Below are 16,526 nucleotides of genomic sequence, written 5' to 3'. Positions count from 1 at the left end.
GTGCTCAGAAGGATTCCCAGTCGTCATCGCCGCCCTTTTGCGCGCTGCGCGGATCGGGCCGCGGGGCGGCGGATGGCGCCAGGGCAGGGGCCGGGGCCGCAGGCTTGCGCGCTGCAGGCGTGGGCGTGGGCGTGGACGATGGGGCCCGGGCGATGGCGGGTTTTGCCGGGTTGGCGGGTTTGGCCAGGGCCACAGGCCGTGCAGGCGCGGGGCGGCTTTGCGGGATGGGGGCGGGCGCACGTGCGGGCGCTGCAGCAGGGCGGGTCTGGTCGCCAGAGAGCTTGAACACCGCCACCACCTGCACCAGGTCGTGCGCCTGGTTGCGCAGGCTGCTGGCGGCTGCGGCCATTTCTTCGACCAGCGCGGCGTTTTGTTGCGTGGCCTGGTCCATGGAGGTGACGGCCTCGCCCACCTGGGCGACCCCGGCGCTCTGCTCACCGCTGGCCGCGCTGATCTCGCCCATGATGTCCGTGACGCGGCGGATGCTGCTCACCACTTCGCTCATGGTCTCGCCCGCCTTGTCGACCAGCGCCGTGCCGTGCTCCACACGGTCCACGCTGGCCTGGATGAGGTTCTTGATCTCCTTGGCGGCCTCGGCGCTGCGGCCGGCCAGGCTGCGCACTTCCGATGCCACCACGGCAAACCCGCGGCCCTGTTCGCCCGCGCGGGCGGCTTCCACCGCGGCGTTCAGCGCGAGGATGTTGGTCTGGAAGGCAATGCCGTCGATCACGCTGATGATGTCGCTGATCTTGCGGCTGGCGTCGTTGATGCCCTTCATGGTCTCGACCACGTCGCCCACCACAGCGCCGCCCTGGGCGGCCACGCTGGAGGCCGTCATCGCCAGCTGGTTGGCCTGGCGGGCGTTGTCGGCGTTGTTGCGCACGGCGGAGTTCAGCTGTTCCATGCTGGCGGCTGTCTGCTGCAGCGCGCTCGCCTGGTGTTCGGTGCGGGAGCTCAGGTCCGTATTGCCCTGGGCGATCTCGGAGCTGGCATTGGAGACGGACTCGGCGCCGTGCCGGACGTTGTTCACCACGCTGGCCAGGTTGGTCTGCATGAGCGCGAGGGACGACATGAGCTCGCCCACTTCATCCTTGCCATGCTGCGGCACGGTGGCGGTCAGGTTGCCGGCGGCCACCTGCTTGGCAAGGTCGGAGGCCTGCGACAGCGGCACGGTGATGGAGCGGGCCAGGATCCACGAAAAGAGCACGGCCACCGCCACACTCAGTGCGCCCAGGGCCAGCAGCAATTGCCGGCTGGTCTGGCGGTTCTGTTCCACGGACCGCCCCAGCGCATCCACCTGCTCGCGCTGGTTGCGCAGCAGCTCGTCCATCTTGGCGGCGTAGTTGGCCGCCTCGGGCATGAACTGCTTGACCAGCATGGCATTCGCTTCGTCCACCTTGCCCTCTTTCTTGAGCGCAAAGATGTCGTCGCGGTTCTTGAGGTAGATCGTGCGCAGCGCGCCGATTTCCGCAAAGGTCTTTTTCTCGGAGTCGAGGATCATCAGCGCCTCGACGGCCTTTTGCAGCTCGCCCGAACTCTTGGACGAGGCCTTGCTGTCCTCGGCAAAAAAGTCCGCCAGCGCCGGGTCGCTGCTGCGGGCCACGGCAGCGGTGCGCGTGATGCCGGTGCGCAGGTTGCGGGACCAGTCACTCACCAGGCGCTCGGTCTTGATGGGGTTTTGCACCATCTCCAGCGTGGCATCGGCCACCGCGTTCAGGCGCGAGATGCTCAGCGCAATGGCGCCGATCAACAGCAGGAGCACCAGGGCAAATCCCAGCGCGAGGCGCTTGGCAACGGAGAGATCGGAGAGTCGGCTCATAAGAAAAATGCCTTGTTGTGTAGCGTTGTGGTGGCAACCGTGGCCGCGATGGCCGCCCTGCCGCGCAGATCCTCGGTGCCTCAGCGCGTTGGGGGTGCGCCCGCACTGTCCCGGTGCGTGGGTTCAATGTTGCATAGTGTAAGTACGCAAGCTGCAGAGTGCGCACGCGGCAGGTGCGCCAGCCGCCCAATGATGCGAGCCGGCAACTGTGCGGCCGTCCTCTAGACTTCCGGCATGAAGAACCGATCGACAAATCCCCTGCCCCTGCGATGGGGGCGGGCCGTGTGGCTGGCGGGTGCGTTGTGCGCTGCCGCTGTCGCTGCCATCCCCGTGCAGGCCCAGACCACGCCAGCGCCTGTTGTGGCCCTGCCCCCCGAGGTCGAAGCCGCGCTGGCCCGCGCCAAGCTGCCGCGCGAATCCCTCAGCGTGGTAGTGACCGAGGCCCAGGGCGCTGCGCGCACGCAGCCCCGCCTAGCGCACCGCGCGCAGGTCGCCGTGAACCCCGCCTCGGTCATGAAGCTGGTGACCACTTACGCGGCGCTGGAGCAACTGGGCCCCGCCTACGTGTGGAACACGCCGGTGTATGTGCAGGGCACCGTGCAGGACGGCAGCCTGCGCGGCAATGTCTACATCCAGGGCCAGGGCGACCCTAAGCTGGTGATGGAGCGCCTGTGGCTGCTCATGCGGCGCCTGCAGGCCCAGGGCATCCAGGTGATCGTGGGCGACATCGTGCTGGACCGCACCGCGTTCGACGTGCCCGAGCACGATCCGGCCCGCTTCGACGGCGAGCCGCTGCGGCCCTACAACGCGTCGCCCGATGCGCTGCTGGTCAACTACAAATCGTCGGTGATGACGTTTGTGCCCGACGTACCGGCGGGCCTGGCGCGCATCCAGTACGACCCGCCCCTGGCCGGCGTGCAGCGCCAGCCCACCGTGGCGCTGGCGGCGGCGGGTGCCGACTGCGGCGACTGGCGCGGCGCGCTGCGGGCCGAGCTGGCCGACCCGGCCAAGGTGGTATTCCAGGGCGTGTACCCGGCCGCGTGTGGCGAGCGGGTGTGGCCCGTGGCGGCGGCCGACCCGCGCGGCTTTGCGGCGCGGGCCGTGGAGGGCATGTGGCGCGAGCTGGGCGGCAAGCTCACCGGCAGCGTGCGCGACGGCAAAGTACCCGCGGGGCTCAAGCCCGCGTTCGTGTCCACATCGCCCGCGCTGGGCGAGGTGGTGCGCGACGTGAACAAATACAGCAACAACGTGATGGCCCAGCATGTGTTTTTGACGATGGCGCTGCAGAAGAACGGCGTGGCCACCTTCGACGGCGCGCGCGAGGCCCTGCGCCAGTGGTGGCAGGCGCGTGTGGGCGATGCCGAGCTGCCCCAGGCCGACAACGGCGCAGGGCTCAGCCGCGACGCGCGCCTCACGGCCCAGGCCCTGGCCCGCATGCTGCAGGTGGCCTGGCAGTCGCCCGTCATGCCGGACCTGGTGGCGTCGCTGCCAATATCGGGCGTGGACGGCACGCTGCGCCGCAGCCAGAGCCGCGCGTCCGCCCACCTCAAGACGGGCAGCCTGCGCGACGTGATGGCGGTGGCGGGCTACGTGCACGCCGCCAGCGGCCGGCGCTATGTGCTGGTGGCGGTGGTCAACCATGCCAACGCAGGAGCAGCCCGGCCGGTGCTGGACAGCCTGGTGGACTGGGCGGCGCGCGATCAATGAATAATCCGGAAGGCTCAGCCCTTCTGACACTGCCGCTTTTGACCATGCCCCTCTCCGAGCTCATCGGCTACCTGGCCGCGTTCCTCACCACCTGCAGCTTCGTGCCGCAGGCCTTGCACACTTTTCGCACGCGGGATGTGGGCGGCATTTCGCTGGGCATGTACAGCGTGTTCACCGCGGGCGTGGCGCTGTGGCTGGTCTACGGGCTGGTGCTCGGGGCCTGGCCCATCGTGGTGGCCAATGCGATCACGCTCGCGCTGGCCGGCACCATCCTGGGCATGAAGATGGTGTACGGGACCCGCGGCGGGCGCTGAGCATCCGGCAGTGCCCCGCCCAGGGCACTACCGCTGTGAGCGGGCCCGTCGCCACTGTCGCCCAGGTGTCAAATCTGCCCCGCCGGGCTCTCGTTAACCCGGATGCTGCTGCAGTGCAGGTAAGCGCACGATCCGTCGTTCCTTACCCACCGGAGGTCTCCACCCATGACGTATTTTCGCTTGACCTGTGTTGCCGCTGCGGCGGTCCTGCTTGTGGCCTGCGGGGGCTCGGACGACCCCGCCCGCGGCGCCCTGATCGACCCACCGGCGGTGCTCGCCACGCTCACGGCCGCGCAGATCGATGCCGGCACGACCAGCAGCGGCCTGCAGCCCATCAGCGGCAAGGCCAAGTGCGACGTGAAGGTGGTGTCGCTCAACTACGCCACCGCAGGCGCCAAGGGCGGCGAGATGACCAACGCCTCGGGCGTCATGCTGGTGCCCGCCGGCAGCTGCACCGCGGCGGCGCCGCTGCTGGCGTATGCCAAGGGCACCGACGTGCAAAAGCCCCGCACCCTGGCCAACCCGCAGGACAGCGAGACCTTCCTGCTCGCCGCGATGTACGCCGCGCAGGGCTATGCGGTGGTCGCCACCGACTACCTGGGCTTTGCCAAGTCGGGCTACAGCTACCACCCCTACCTGCATGCCGATTCGGAAGCCACCTCGGTGATCGATTCGGTGCGCGCAGCGCGCAACGCCGCAGGCACAGTGGGCGCCAACCTGTCGGGCAAGGTCATGTTCACCGGCTACTCGCAGGGCGGGCATTCGTCGATGGCCGCGCAGCGCAGCGCAGAGCGCGACTACGGCAGCGAATTCAACGTCGTCGCGGGCGCGCACCTGGCCGGGCCGTACAACCTGTCCGGCTCGCTGCGCATTCCGGATGCGATCGCGGGCGTGCAGTTCTTCGTGCCGTACCTCGTCACCGCCTGGCAGAAGGTCTACGGCGATGTCTACACCGACGTGAAACAGGTCTTCAAGGCGCCGTACTCGGGCTACATCGAGACCCTGCTGCCCAACCCCACGATGAACTACACCACCTTGGTCACCTCCGGCACGCTGCCGGCGGGCACGCCCAACCAGGCCCGCGACGCGCTGTTCCAGCCCGACTTCATCAAGGGCTCGCAGACCAGCACCACCCATCCGCTGTACCTGGCCGCCAAGAAGAACGACCTGCTGGGCTGGACGCCCAAGGCGCGCGTGCTGCTGTGCGGCGGCGCGGGCGACCCCACGGTGCCGCCCTCCGTTCACCAGCAGGTCATGAAGGCCGACTTCGACAGCCGTGGCGTGACCAATGTGGTGTCGGTGGATGTGGATGCTGCCGTCCAGGCCACCTTCGGCATCGGCGGCAAGGCGCCCACGGACCCCGCGTCTGCGGCCTTTGCCACCTACTACGGTTCCTACCACGGCACGTACGAGCCACCGTTCTGCCACGCGCAGGCGCGGGCGGTGTTCGATACCGTCAAGTAGACACGTCGACACGTAGATGCCTGGATGAGCGCAGGTCTGCGCAGGCGGCCAACGTCCGCCGCTGCAGGCAGACCCTGCGCTCCTCCACAAGCCGACCTGCGGGTCGGCTTTTTCTTGCGTGCTTGTAAAGGGGGCGGGGGCTCGGTAGTTTCCCGGGCGGTCAAGGCGGGAACTCAGGGGTACCATGGAGTTGCGAAAAAAAGCACGGTCGTTCGTTTTTGCAACTTCCCATTGGAGAATCCCTTGAATTCACAACAATGCAAAGCCTCCCTGTCGGCCCTGGTCGCGGCCTGCCTCCTGGCCGCCTGTGGCGGCGGTGGTTCCGACACCGCACCATCGGCAGCCGTCACCTCGGTCAAGGTGGCCGGTGACAGCCTCGCCGACAGCGGAACGTTTGGCTATAAATTCACCGTCCAGGGCTCGGCCGCCACCGGCGTGGGCTCCACGCCCATCTGGCCCGAGCGCGTGGCCACCAGCTACGGCCAGTCGCTGTGCGCGCACTACGCGTTCAATGGCTCGGCCTTCGGCACCAATGCGGCCTGTACCAGCTACGCGGTTGGCGGCGGGCGCATCAACAACCCCACCGCACCCACGTCGCCAGTGTCGATCACCCAGCAGCTCAAGGACATGGGCGCGCGGGGCTACAGCGCCAACGACCTGGTGCTGATCGACGGCGGCGGCAACGACGCGGCCGACCTGATCGGCGCGTACTTGCGCGCCTCCACCGACAGCGGCCAGGCCTATGCGGCCCTCTTGAGCAGCGTGCTGCCCCAGGCCACCGTCAGCGCCGCGCTGGCGGGCGGGGCCAATGGCCTCGCGCAAGTGGGCGGCGCCTACATGCAGGCCCTGGCCCGCAACTTTGCCGACACCATCAAGGCCAACACGGTCGCCAAGAACGCACCGCGCGTGGCCGTGCTCAATGCCCCCGGCGTCACGCTCACGCCGCGCTTCCGCCTGGTGCTGGCGTCCATCAGCGCCACCCGCGGCGCAGCCGCTGCCACGCAGGCCGAGGCGTTGTTCGATGGCTGGATCCAGGCGTACAACGCGCAGTTGGCGACCAGCCTGGCCGGCGACAACCGCATCGCGCTGGTGGACTTCTACACCTCCTTCAAGGACCAGGCGACCAACCCTGCGCAGTACCAGCTCACCAACGCCACCACGCCGGCCTGCCCGGCCACGGGCGTGGGCGCGGATGGACTGCCGACCTACACCTTCCCCACCTGCACCGCCACGGCGCTGTCGGCCATGACCCCACCTGCAGGCGCTACGGGCGGCGCCGACTGGTGGAAGAGCTATGGCTTTGCCGACAGCTTCCACCCCACGCCGTACGGCCACCAGCTGGTGGGCCAACTGGTGTCGCGCTCGCTGTCCCGCGCTGGCTGGCTGTAAGCCGGCTGCATTCGCTTCCATTCAAGGAGTTCTTCATGCACGCATTTTCCAAGGCTGGCCTGGCGGCAGCGGCGCTGTTCATCGGCACGGGCGCCATGGCGCAGGTCGCCGGTACATTGAGCGTCCGCGCGGGCCTCACCCACATCGCTCCACAGGTCAAGAGCGGCAACCTCAGCGCCCCGGCGTTCCCCAATACCAAGGTGGACGTGGACGCCGCCACGTCGCTGTCGGGCGGCGTGAACTACATGGTGACCGACCACTGGGCGGTGGACGTGCCGCTGGCCTTGCCGTTCAAGCACGACATCGTGGGTGACGGCGCCATCGCCGGCGTGGGCAAGCTGGGCGAAACCAAGGTGCTGCCCGTCACGATGTTTGCGCAGTACCGCTTTGGCGAGGCCGAGGCGCGGTTTCGCCCCTACGTGGGCCTGGGCGTGACCTACGGCCGGTTCTTCAAGACCCGCACCACGGCCACGCTCAGCGGCCTGACGGGCGGCACGCCGGCGAACCCGACCACGGCATCGGTCGACAACAAGTGGGGCGTCACGCCCCAGGTCGGCTTCGTGTGGAAGATCAACGACCGCTGGTTCGTGGACGCGGCCTACTACAAGAGCTTCCTCAAGACCACCTCGCACCTCTCGTCGGGCCAGTCGATCTCCAAGCGACTGAACCCCGATGTGATCGCCGTGGGCCTGGGCTACCAGTTCTGAAGAAGGGCGGAGTCCCGCCCGCCACCATGACAAAGGCCGCCCGAGGGCGGCCTTTGTGTTTGTGCGCGGTCCTGTTGGACGAACCGATTACCAGCGTGCGCGCAGGCGGTCGTACGCGTAAGTGCCGAACTGGCGCTGCGCCGACGGCGTGAGGTACACCTGGTCCGCGAACACGAAGGAGTCCTGGCTCGCGCCCGCCACCAGCGTGGAGGTGTTGCACAGCGAGGAGTTGACCTTGCCCGTGCCGATGCCGATGCCGTTGTTGGCATCCACCGATGTGCATATCGGCGCGACGGCGTTGTTGAAGCCGTAGTTGGCAGGGACGCCGGTGTACAGGTTCACGTAGTAGGCCGAATCGACGTAGAGCACGTTGGCGCCCAGGTCGACGATGTTCACGAGCAGGCCGTCGTTGAAGCGGGTGCTCGCGTCAGCCAGCAGGGCTTCGCGGTTGATGGACTTGGCCCAGGGCGTCTTGCTCAGGTCGTAGGTGCCGGTCACCACCACGTACTTGGCACCGGCCGTGACCAGGCGGCGCACCTGCGCGGCCTGGTCTTCACCGGCCTTGCGGGCGGCTGCGACCATGGCGGCTTCGGTCTGGGTGCCGGCCTGCACGGCGGCCATGCCCGCGATCACGTCGCTCACGCCGCCGCTCACGAACACGACATCGCTGGCGCCAAAGGTATTGCCTGCCAGGAAGGTGTCGATCTGCTCGGTGATGGTCGGGGTGCTGGCGTTGCCGGCGGCGTCGGGCTTGGCCTTGACGCGGGCATTGCCCACGGCGTAGCTCTTGCCGCCTGCCGATGCGGCCGTGAGGGGCTTGCCGTAGTTGGCCGCCACCTGCAGGGTCCAGTTGTTCACGCTGCCGTCATTGACGGTGTAGCGCGTACCCTTTTGCCCGATGTCGCTGTAGGCATCGCCGAACGCGATGAAGCGCTCGGGCGTGATGGCCGACTCGGTGGTACTCGAACCGCAGGCCGCGAGCAACGCCGCCGACGCACATGCGGCGACCATGACGGTGCGGCGCATCCAATTTGCTGCCATGTATTTCTCCAGAAAAGTGGGGGGTAGTTTAGCGGCGCAATGTCAAACCATGTAAAGCGCTGGCCGGAACATGGTTTCAAGGTGCGCGTGGGACTCTTGCGTGCCAGGCCACGGGAGCGGCCAAGGACTGTGGCTGGCGGCCAGGTCCTCGGCCTAAGCAGCCGCAGCCCGCTGCAGGCGGTCGCGCACGCCTTCCCAGTCGGGGCTGGGGGGCGGGGTTTCGATCCAGATCAGCTTCACGCCGTCATCGTCGAAGCCGCGCAGCACGGCAAACAGCTGCTGGGCGGTGGCGGCGGCGTCGGCGGGCATGCGGCGCATCACCAGCCGCGACGACTTGGTGCGCAGCACCGCGCGGGCATACACCGCGATGTTGGCGGCCTCGGCGCCCAGCAGGTCCAGGCCGGTCTGCAGCGCCTTGGCATCCATCAGGCGCACCTTGGCGTTGGGCGCGTAGTGGGCCTCCAGCGTGCCGGAGGCGCGGGGCGTGTGGTCGGGCAGGTCTTCCTTGGACAGGGGCGCCATGCCGCAGGCCGCGGCGATCTGCTCGCGGGTGATGGCGCCGGGGCGCAGCAGCACGGGCACGCCGCGGGTGCAGTCCACGATGGTGCTCTCGATGCCCACGGCGCACGCGCCGCCGTCGAGCACCAGCAGGTCGGCACCCAGCTCGTCCTGCACATGCTGTGCGGTGGTGGGACTCACGCGGCCAAAGCGGTTGGCGCTGGGGGCCGCCACCCCCCACACCGGCGGTCCACCGGCCTGGGCGTCGTCGCCCGGGGCCGCGCAGGCCACGAGCAGGGCGTGCGCTACCGGGTGTGCCGGGCAGCGCAGCCCCACGCTGTCCTGGCCGCCGGTGGCGGCGGTGGCCACGCCGGGCAGGCGCGGCAGGATGAGCGTGAGCGGGCCGGGCCAGAAAGCGTTGACCAGCGCCTGGGCGAACGGGGGCACGCTGCTGGCAAAGTGGCGTATGCCCTCTGCATTGGCCACGTGCACGATCAGCGGGTGGTCGCTGGGCCGACCCTTGGCGGCAAAGATCTGCGCCACGGCGGCATCGCTGCTCGCATCTGCGGCCAGGCCGTACACGGTTTCAGTGGGCAGGCCGAGCAGCGCGCCACTGCGCACCGCGCGGGCCGCAGTGGCGATTGCCAGGGGGTCGTTGCCGTCAAGAATCATGGTGGTCAGAACGGGCCTATGCCCAAAAGTGCAGCCGCCTGCAGCGCCGTGGCGCGTGCGGCCTCGGGCGTGGCGCCGGTCACGTTCAGGTGGCCCATCTTGCGGCCGCGCTTGGCGTCGCGCTTGCCGTACAGGTGCAGATGGGTGCCGGGCAGGGCCAGCACCTCGGCCCAGGGCGGGGTCTGCGCGGCGTCGCCGTGCGCGAACCACAGGTCGCCCAGCAGGTTCAGCATCACGGCGGGGCTGTGCTGGCGCGGCGGGGTCAGCGGCAGGCCCGCCATGGTGCGCACCTGCAGCTCGAACTGCGACACGTCACAGGCGTTCTGGCTGTAGTGGCCGCTGTTGTGCGGGCGCGGGGCGATCTCGTTGACCACCAGGCTGCCGTCCTGCAGCACGAAGAACTCGACACACAGCACGCCCACGTACTGCAGGCCTTCTGCTACAGATTTTGCAGCTGCTACCGCTTGTGCAGCAAGCGGTGGGGGCAGATTCTGTGCATGAACCTCGGTCACAGCCAGGATGCCGTCACGGTGCAGGTTGCGCTGCACCGGCAGGTGCACCATGGCGCCGTCGGCCCCGCGCGCCACGATCACCGAGCATTCGAGCGCCAGCGGCAGCATCTTCTCCAGCACGCACGGGACCTTGCCCACGGCATCCCAGGCGGCGGCCAGCTCGGCGGCGGTCTTCACACGCACCTGGCCCTTGCCGTCGTAGCCCATGCGGGCGGTTTTGAGAATTCCTGGAAGCAGGTCTTCGGACACGGCGCCCAGTTGCTCGGCCGTCTCGATCACCGCATACGGCGCGCAGGGCACGCCGCAGCCCACGAAGTGCGCCTTCTCACGGGCCCGGTCCTGCGCCACCGACACGGCGCTGGCTGCGGGCGACACCGGGCGCTGCGCGGCCAGCGTGGCCAGGGCGGCAGCGGGCACGTTCTCGAACTCGGTGGTCACCGCGTCGGACACGCGGGCCAGCTCGGCCAAGCCCGCCGGGTCTTCGTAGCCGGTCTGGATGTGGTGGTGGCTCACCAGGCCGGCGGGGCTGTCGGGGTCGGCATCGAGCACGGCCGTGAAGTAGCCCATGGCCTGCGCCGCGTGCACGAACATGCGGCCCAGCTGGCCACCGCCCAGCACGCCCAGAGTCGCGCCAGGAAGTAAAGGCGTTGTAGAAGCGGTCATGCGGCAGGCGGCAGGGTCATGTTGCGCGCCACCTCCGTCTGCTCGGCGCGGAAGGCTTCCAGGCGCGCACGCAGCTCGGAGTTCTCGCTGGCCAGCAGCGCCACGGCGAACAGCGCCGCGTTGGCGGCCCCGGCCGTGCCGATGGCGAATGTGGCCACCGGGATGCCCTTGGGCATCTGCACGATGCTGTGCAGCGAATCCACGCCCTGCAGGTGGCGGCTGGCCACCGGCACGCCCAGCACGGGCACGGTGGTCTTGGCCGCGATCATGCCGGGCAGGTGGGCTGCGCCGCCCGCACCGGCGATGATGGCCTTGAGGCCCCGGCCCACGGCGGCTTCGGCATAGGCGAACATGTCGTCGGGCATGCGGTGGGCCGAGACCACGCGGGCCTCGTGTTCGATGCCGAACTGTTCAAGAATCTGCACTGCGTGCTGCATGGTGTCCCAGTCACTGCTGGAGCCCATGACCACACCGATCTGGATGGATTTCATGGTGGTAGGGGGTGCGCGGCAGCGGCGGGTGCCCGGTGCTCGGCTGTAGGTAGAACCCGCGATTTTACTTTTTGCGCCTCCCTCCACGGAGCCCGGGCATGTCGATGGGCCAAAATAGCGCGAACCCACCAGCTGCGCCGGCCTCTCCCGGCCCCCCATCATGATTGACGTCACCGTAGAAAACTTTGAAGCCGAGGTGGTTGCCGCCTCCATGGATGTGCCCGTCCTGGTGGACTTCTGGGCGCCCTGGTGCGGCCCCTGCAAGTCGCTCGGGCCGGTGCTGGAAAAGCTCGAGACCGAATACGCCGGCCGCTTCAAGCTCGCCAAGATCGACTCCGACCAGGAGCAGCAGCTCGCGGGCATGTTCGGCATCCGCAGCATTCCCACCTGCGTGCTGCTCATGAACGGCCAGCCCGTGGACGGCTTCATGGGCGCATTGCCCGAGGGTCAGGTGCGTGCCTTCCTCGACAAGCACGTGCCCACCGAAGACCAGCTCACGGCCGAAGCCGAAGAGGAAGAAGCCTTCGAAGCCCTGGCCGAAGGCGACACCGACACGGCGCTCGAGAAGCTGCAGCATGCCGTCGTGACCGACCCCGCCAACGACGACGCCCGCTTCGACTACGTCAAGCTGCTGCTGCAGCTGGGCCGCGAAGACGACGCCAAGGTCGCCTTTGCCCCGGTGATCGCCAAGGCCCCGGGTTCGCGCAAGCTCGGTGCCCTCAAGACCTGGATGGATGCTATTGATTTCGTAGCTTTGAGCGCTTATGGGGAGAGCGCTGGAGCCGATTTTGATGCCAAGATCGCCGCCAGCAAGCGCGACTTCGACACCCGCTACGCGCGCGCCCGCTGGCTCATGGCCCGCCAGCGCTGGACCGACGCGATGGACGAATTGCTCGAAATCCTCATGCGCGACAAGGCCTGGGGCGAAGAAGCCGCCCGCAAGACCTATGTCGCCATCCTTGAAATCATCGAGCCGCCCAAGGTGAAGGTGGCCGACGGCCAGATCCCGCCCGACGACCCGGTGGTGGCCACCTACCGCCGCCGTTTGTCGAGCGTGGTGCTCAGCTGATTCCGGCCAGGTGGCTGGACGCGGCGGGTCGGGGGTGATGGCGGTGCAGCGCGCCGGGCAGGGGCACCACCGCAGCCTCCGGGCAGGCCGGGGCCGCCTGTTGGCGTGCATGGCCGCTTGCCTGCTCGCTGCGGGCTGCGGCACGCGGCCGCCGGCACCGGATGCGGTGGTGACGGGCGTGGCCTTGTCCCGAGAGCGCGTCGTGCTGCCCCCCGAGGCCGTCTTCGAGGCCACGCTGCTGGATGTGAGCCAGCCCGACGCGCCCCCGGTGGTCCTGGGGCGCCAGCGCCGCGAGCCGGCGGGCCAGCCGCCCTATGCAGTGGCCATTGCGTACCCGTCCTCGCGGTTCGTGCCCAAGGGGCGCTACGAGGTGCGCGCCGCCGTCACCCTGGAAGGCCGGCTGCTGCTGGCCTCCGAGGCGCGCCACGCCGTCCCGCAGGATGCGGCCTACCGCCATGTGGACGTGCAGCTGCGGCGCCAGCCCCCGCTGGCGGCCGTGGTGGAGGCCGGCGTGCCGCTGCTGCTGACGTACTGGCGCCTGGTGTCGATCGAGGAGGAGGCCGTGCCCCGCCCCGCGCAGGGCGGCACGCCGCCGCACCTGGTGCTGCAGTCCGACGAGGCGCGGGCCACAGGCTCGGGCGGCTGCAACCGGTACCTGACCGACTACCACCTCAACGGCGCGCAGCTGTTCTTCGGCCGGGTGGTGTCCAACATCGCCCTGTGCCTGGACCGCGGCGCGCTGGAGACGCGGTTCTTCAATGCCCTGGAAGGCGTGGCGAGCTTTCGCCAGCAGGGCACGCACCTGCAGTTGCGCGACGCGCAGGGCAAGCCGCTGCTCGGCTTCGAGGCCGCCGAGACGCTGCTGGAATAGGCGCTGGAAGCGGTAGGCCGCACGCCCGGTCGCCCGTCGGGTCGTCGGCACCGGGGCCCCCGGCCGTGGCGGAAGGCGTGCAGCCGTTCGTCATGCCGCTACGCCCTCACGCTGTCACGCCGTCAACCGCTCCCGCGCTTCGCGGTACTTGGCGGCGGTCTTCTCGATCACGTCGCGCGGCAGGCGCGGGGCCGGGGCGGTCTTGTCCCAGGGCTTGCCGTTGACCTGGGCCTGTTCCAGCCAGTCGCGCACGAACTGTTTGTCGTAGCTGGGTGGGTTCTCGCCGCGGGCCAGCGCGTCGGCATAGCCCTCGACAGGCCAGTAGCGCGAGCTGTCGGGGGTGAGCACCTCGTCCATCAGCACCAGCGTGCCGTCCGGCGCGAGGCCGAACTCGAACTTCGTGTCGGCAATGATCATGCCCTTGGCCAGCGAGATTTCGGCCGCCGCCTGGTAGATGGCGATGCTCAGGTCGCGGATGCGGGTGGCGAGGTCCAGCCCGATCATCTCCACCGTGCGCTCGAAGGTGATGTTCTCGTCGTGCTCGCCCGCAGCGGCCTTGGCGGCGGGCGTGTAGATGGGCGTGGGCAGCTTGGCGGCGTTGGTCAGGCCCTCGGGCAGCGGAACGCCACAGACCGAGCGCGATTCCTGGTATTCCTTCCAGCCGCTGCCGGCCAGGTAGCCGCGCACCACGGCTTCGACCGGAATGGGTTTGAGGCGCTGGACCAGCATGGAGCGGCCGCGCACCTGCGCGACTTCGTCGGGCTTGACCACGCTCTCGGGGGCATCGCCCGTCAGGTGGTTGGGGCAGATGTAGCCCAGCTTGTCGAACCAGAACAGCGCCATCTGCGTGAGCAGCTCGCCCTTGCCGGGGATGGGCTCGCCCATGATTACGTCGAACGCCGACAGGCGGTCGCTGGCCACCATCAGGATGCGGTCGTCGCCCACGGCGTAGTTGTCGCGTACCTTGCCGCGGGCCAACAGGGGCAGCGACGTGAGGGCAGAGGTGTGCAGGGCGGCGGCGGTGGGGCTGGGCTGGGTCATGGTGTCGGTGTGGCGGTCGATGGGTCGCGTCCGCTGCGGGCAGGCTGGTGAACGTACAACGTGGAAACACATGCGGGAGCATTCCACGCAACCTGCTGATTTTACGCGCCAGGGCAAAGCCGGGCGCCGCGCCCGGGTCTGCTTCGTCGTGGCGCTGGCGCCGCCGCGCGCAGGCAACGGCGTTGCCTGCGCACCGAATGTCGCGCGTGTTGCACTGTGTTGCGGCACACTGTGCGGCCCCCGTCCGGTCGTTTCCTGCCGCCCCTCCATCTTCCCCCACTGGCCGCCCGCGCGCGACTTTCCTGTGCAGTCCTCCCCACCCCCTTCACCCACATCACCTGCTTCACCTGGCGCAGCGCCTGCTGCTGCCCCTGCACTCACGCCGCGGCGCGAGTTCTGGCTGCTGCTCACCCTCGCCGGCATCCAGTTCACCCACATCCTGGACTTCATGATCATGATGCCGCTCGGGCCGCAGTTCACGCGGCTTTTTGGCATCACCGATGCGCAGTTCGGGCTGCTGGTGTCGGCCTATACCTTGTCGGCGGGCGCGTCGGGGCTGCTGGCCTCCACCTACATCGACCGTTTCGGCCGCAAGCGGCTGCTGCTCACGCTGTACGTGCTGTTCGGCTTGGCCACGCTGGCCTGCGGCCTCGCGCCCACCTACGGCTCGTTGATGGTGGCGCGCATCCTGGCGGGGGCCTTCGGCGGGGTGCTGTCGGCGCTGTCGCAGACCATCGTGGCCGACGTGGTGCCGTTCGAGCGGCGCGGCCGGGCCATGGGCATCGTGATGACGTCCTTCTCGCTGTCCACCGTGGCGGGCGTGCCGCTCGGGCTGCTGCTGGCCGAATACGGCGGCTGGCACCTGCCGTTCATCGCCATCGCGGCGCTGGTCGGCGTGCTGGCCATTTTTGCGGCCCGCACCATGCCGACGATGACGGCGCACCTGCAGGCCGCGCAGCGCCGCAGCACGTTCGGCGGCATTGCCCAGGTGCTGGGCGATGCCAACCACCGCTGGGCGTTCCTGTTCTCTGCGCTGATCATGTTCACCGGGTTCACGGTGATCCCCTACATCACCATCTACCTGCAGGCCAATGCCGGCGTGCGGCCCGACCAGGTCCCGCTGGTGTACCTGTGCGGCGGCGTGGTCACGCTGTTCACCGCCCGGCTCTTCGGCGTGCTGACCGACCGCTGGGGCAAGGTGGTGGTGTTCCGCTGCCTGGCAGTGGCCGGGGCGTTTCCGCTGATGGGCATCACCCTGGTACATGGCGTGCCGCTGTGGGGGGTGCTCACGGTGTCCACGCTGATGTTCGCGCTGATGAGCGGCCGCATGATCCCGGGCATGGCCATCATCTCGTCGGCGGCGCAGCCGTCGCTGCGGGGCACGTTCATGACGCTCAACGCTTCGGTGCAGTCTGCGGCCATGGGCGTGGCATCGTTTCTGGGCGGGCTGCTGATCAGCCGCGATGCGCAGGGGCTGGTGCAGAACTACTGGATGTCCGCCGCGGTGGGCATCACCGCCAGTGTGCTGTCGATGGTGGTGGTGGGGCGCCTCACGCTGCATGGCGCGACGCCGTCGGCCCGCTGAGCGTGCCCTGAGTCAACGGGGCGTGGGGCCGTAGAGGGCGCGGTGCTGGGGGCCAGCAAGGCAACCGGATCATTGTGCGCGCTTTTGAGGCGCTTGGCACCTTCACCGCCATAACCCAGCAGGCAAGGGCGGTATGGGATTGCTTTTCGGTGAGGGCAGGGGCATAGTGAACTCACGTCAACGGATGCATCCTCGTTCCCCAGCCGCTCCCCTGATCAAGGACGGCATTCTTTCACCGAGAGTGTTACAGGAGACTTATCTATGAACTTGACGATCAGCGGTCACCATCTCGAAGTTACTCCCGCCTTGCGCAGCTACGTCACCAACAAGCTGGACAGGATCACCCGCCACTTTGACCAGGTTGTCGATGTCAAAGTATTGCTGACGGTAGAGAAGCAAAAGGAAAAGGAAAAGAGGCAGCGAGCGGAATGCAACATCCACGTGAAGGGCAACGACCTGTTCGCCGAGAGTTCGCACTCCGACCTGTACGCTGCGGTGGATGAGCTGGTCGACAAGATGGATCGCCAGGTCGTGCGCCACAAGGACCGCCTGCAGGATCACCACCACGAAGCCGCCAAGCGCGAACTGCACGCGTAATGCGCCAGCCCTGAGCTTGGCACAGCAGCCGCCCACTGGGCGGTTTTTTTGTTGCCTGACGCCTCGCGATCAGGGTTTTCGCCAAG

Annotated in this window: 15 protein-coding genes; 9 read left to right on the top strand and 6 right to left on the bottom strand. The window is 68.6% G+C overall.

Annotated elements, in window-relative coordinates; translation table 11 throughout:
* Positions 1-4 precede the first annotated feature (4 nt).
* On the bottom strand, positions 5-1,819 hold the full coding sequence (locus tag ACSQ3N_RS24580; protein ID WP_436147715.1) for a methyl-accepting chemotaxis protein: 1,815 nt from the start codon (positions 1,817-1,819) through the stop codon (positions 5-7).
* 234 nt (positions 1,820-2,053) lie between these two features.
* Between ACSQ3N_RS24580 and dacB the strand changes: the two genes are divergently transcribed.
* From dacB to ACSQ3N_RS24555, 5 genes are all read left to right on the top strand, one after another.
* Positions 2,054-3,526 carry a D-alanyl-D-alanine carboxypeptidase/D-alanyl-D-alanine endopeptidase gene (gene dacB, locus ACSQ3N_RS24575; RefSeq protein WP_436147714.1) on the top strand — a complete coding sequence of 491 codons (1,473 nt, stop codon included), beginning with the start codon at positions 2,054-2,056 and terminating at the stop codon, positions 3,524-3,526.
* 44 nt (positions 3,527-3,570) lie between these two features.
* Complete coding sequence (locus tag ACSQ3N_RS24570) at positions 3,571-3,840, top strand: SemiSWEET transporter (RefSeq protein ID WP_056166741.1); 270 nt, start codon at positions 3,571-3,573, stop codon at positions 3,838-3,840.
* A 165-nt stretch (positions 3,841-4,005) separates the two neighbouring features.
* Complete coding sequence (locus tag ACSQ3N_RS24565) at positions 4,006-5,304, top strand: lipase family protein (RefSeq protein ID WP_436147713.1); 1,299 nt, start codon at positions 4,006-4,008, stop codon at positions 5,302-5,304.
* Between the two features lie 243 nt (positions 5,305-5,547).
* Positions 5,548-6,693, top strand: a complete 1,146-nt coding sequence (locus ACSQ3N_RS24560) for an SGNH/GDSL hydrolase family protein (RefSeq protein ID WP_436147712.1) — start codon at positions 5,548-5,550, stop codon at positions 6,691-6,693.
* Between the two features lie 35 nt (positions 6,694-6,728).
* Positions 6,729-7,400: an OmpW/AlkL family protein gene (locus tag ACSQ3N_RS24555; RefSeq protein WP_056166747.1), complete on the top strand. Its 672-nt coding sequence runs from the start codon at positions 6,729-6,731 to the stop codon at positions 7,398-7,400.
* A gap of 87 nt (positions 7,401-7,487) precedes the next feature.
* Here ACSQ3N_RS24555 and ACSQ3N_RS24550 read toward each other — a convergent pair whose 3' ends face one another.
* The 4 genes from ACSQ3N_RS24550 to purE form a co-directional block, all read right to left on the bottom strand.
* Positions 7,488-8,441: an SGNH/GDSL hydrolase family protein gene (locus ACSQ3N_RS24550; protein WP_056166750.1), complete on the bottom strand. Its 954-nt coding sequence runs from the start codon at positions 8,439-8,441 to the stop codon at positions 7,488-7,490.
* A 153-nt stretch (positions 8,442-8,594) separates the two neighbouring features.
* Positions 8,595-9,611: an L-threonylcarbamoyladenylate synthase gene (locus ACSQ3N_RS24545; protein WP_436147711.1), complete on the bottom strand. Its 1,017-nt coding sequence runs from the start codon at positions 9,609-9,611 to the stop codon at positions 8,595-8,597.
* Positions 9,612-9,616: 5 nt separating this feature from the next.
* On the bottom strand, positions 9,617-10,786 hold the full coding sequence (locus ACSQ3N_RS24540) for a 5-(carboxyamino)imidazole ribonucleotide synthase (protein WP_436147710.1): 1,170 nt from the start codon (positions 10,784-10,786) through the stop codon (positions 9,617-9,619).
* Positions 10,783-11,277 (bottom strand): 5-(carboxyamino)imidazole ribonucleotide mutase, encoded by a 495-nt coding sequence (gene purE, locus ACSQ3N_RS24535; RefSeq protein WP_436147709.1) that lies wholly within the window; start codon positions 11,275-11,277, stop codon positions 10,783-10,785. Before purE ends, ACSQ3N_RS24540 begins: the two co-directional genes overlap by 4 nt.
* A 160-nt stretch (positions 11,278-11,437) precedes the next feature.
* Between purE and trxA the strand changes: the two genes are divergently transcribed.
* Both trxA and ACSQ3N_RS24525 read left to right on the top strand, forming a co-directional pair.
* Positions 11,438-12,346, top strand: a complete 909-nt coding sequence (gene trxA / locus ACSQ3N_RS24530; protein WP_056166764.1) for a thioredoxin — start codon at positions 11,438-11,440, stop codon at positions 12,344-12,346.
* Between the two features lie 109 nt (positions 12,347-12,455).
* Positions 12,456-13,217 (top strand): META domain-containing protein, encoded by a 762-nt coding sequence (locus ACSQ3N_RS24525; RefSeq protein ID WP_235507343.1) that lies wholly within the window; start codon positions 12,456-12,458, stop codon positions 13,215-13,217.
* A 114-nt stretch (positions 13,218-13,331) separates the two neighbouring features.
* On the opposite strand, the gene ACSQ3N_RS24520 is transcribed toward ACSQ3N_RS24525, so the two are convergent.
* Positions 13,332-14,258: a phosphoribosylaminoimidazolesuccinocarboxamide synthase gene (locus tag ACSQ3N_RS24520; RefSeq protein ID WP_436147708.1), complete on the bottom strand. Its 927-nt coding sequence runs from the start codon at positions 14,256-14,258 to the stop codon at positions 13,332-13,334.
* 400 nt (positions 14,259-14,658) lie between these two features.
* Between ACSQ3N_RS24520 and ACSQ3N_RS24515 the strand changes: the two genes are divergently transcribed.
* Together ACSQ3N_RS24515 and hpf are read left to right on the top strand one after the other, a co-directional pair.
* Complete coding sequence (locus ACSQ3N_RS24515; protein ID WP_056166830.1) at positions 14,659-15,843, top strand: MFS transporter; 1,185 nt, start codon at positions 14,659-14,661, stop codon at positions 15,841-15,843.
* 261 nt (positions 15,844-16,104) lie between these two features.
* Positions 16,105-16,440: a ribosome hibernation-promoting factor, HPF/YfiA family gene (gene hpf / locus ACSQ3N_RS24510; RefSeq protein ID WP_056166769.1), complete on the top strand. Its 336-nt coding sequence runs from the start codon at positions 16,105-16,107 to the stop codon at positions 16,438-16,440.
* Positions 16,441-16,526: the final 86 nt, after the last annotated feature.

Source organism: Acidovorax sp. LjRoot194, from assembly GCF_964253015.1.
In the GTDB taxonomy this organism is placed as follows: domain Bacteria; phylum Pseudomonadota; class Gammaproteobacteria; order Burkholderiales; family Burkholderiaceae_C; genus Acidovorax.
Note: the sequence above shows the minus strand (reverse complement) of the source record. Positions and strands in the feature narration are given on the sequence as shown.

Coding starts and splice junctions, on each gene's coding strand:
- dacB (WP_436147714.1), top strand. CDS start 2,054: ATGAAGAACCGATCGACAAATCCCCTGCCCCTGCGATGGGGGCGGGCC.
- purE (WP_436147709.1), bottom strand. CDS start 11,277: ATGAAATCCATCCAGATCGGTGTGGTCATGGGCTCCAGCAGTGACTGG.
- ACSQ3N_RS24525 (WP_235507343.1), top strand. CDS start 12,456: ATGGCCGCTTGCCTGCTCGCTGCGGGCTGCGGCACGCGGCCGCCGGCA.
- ACSQ3N_RS24565 (WP_436147713.1), top strand. CDS start 4,006: ATGACGTATTTTCGCTTGACCTGTGTTGCCGCTGCGGCGGTCCTGCTT.
- hpf (WP_056166769.1), top strand. CDS start 16,105: ATGAACTTGACGATCAGCGGTCACCATCTCGAAGTTACTCCCGCCTTG.
- ACSQ3N_RS24555 (WP_056166747.1), top strand. CDS start 6,729: ATGCACGCATTTTCCAAGGCTGGCCTGGCGGCAGCGGCGCTGTTCATC.
- trxA (WP_056166764.1), top strand. CDS start 11,438: ATGATTGACGTCACCGTAGAAAACTTTGAAGCCGAGGTGGTTGCCGCC.
- ACSQ3N_RS24580 (WP_436147715.1), bottom strand. CDS start 1,819: ATGAGCCGACTCTCCGATCTCTCCGTTGCCAAGCGCCTCGCGCTGGGA.
- ACSQ3N_RS24570 (WP_056166741.1), top strand. CDS start 3,571: ATGCCCCTCTCCGAGCTCATCGGCTACCTGGCCGCGTTCCTCACCACC.
- ACSQ3N_RS24545 (WP_436147711.1), bottom strand. CDS start 9,611: ATGATTCTTGACGGCAACGACCCCCTGGCAATCGCCACTGCGGCCCGC.
- ACSQ3N_RS24520 (WP_436147708.1), bottom strand. CDS start 14,258: ATGACCCAGCCCAGCCCCACCGCCGCCGCCCTGCACACCTCTGCCCTC.
- ACSQ3N_RS24550 (WP_056166750.1), bottom strand. CDS start 8,441: ATGGCAGCAAATTGGATGCGCCGCACCGTCATGGTCGCCGCATGTGCG.
- ACSQ3N_RS24540 (WP_436147710.1), bottom strand. CDS start 10,786: ATGACCGCTTCTACAACGCCTTTACTTCCTGGCGCGACTCTGGGCGTG.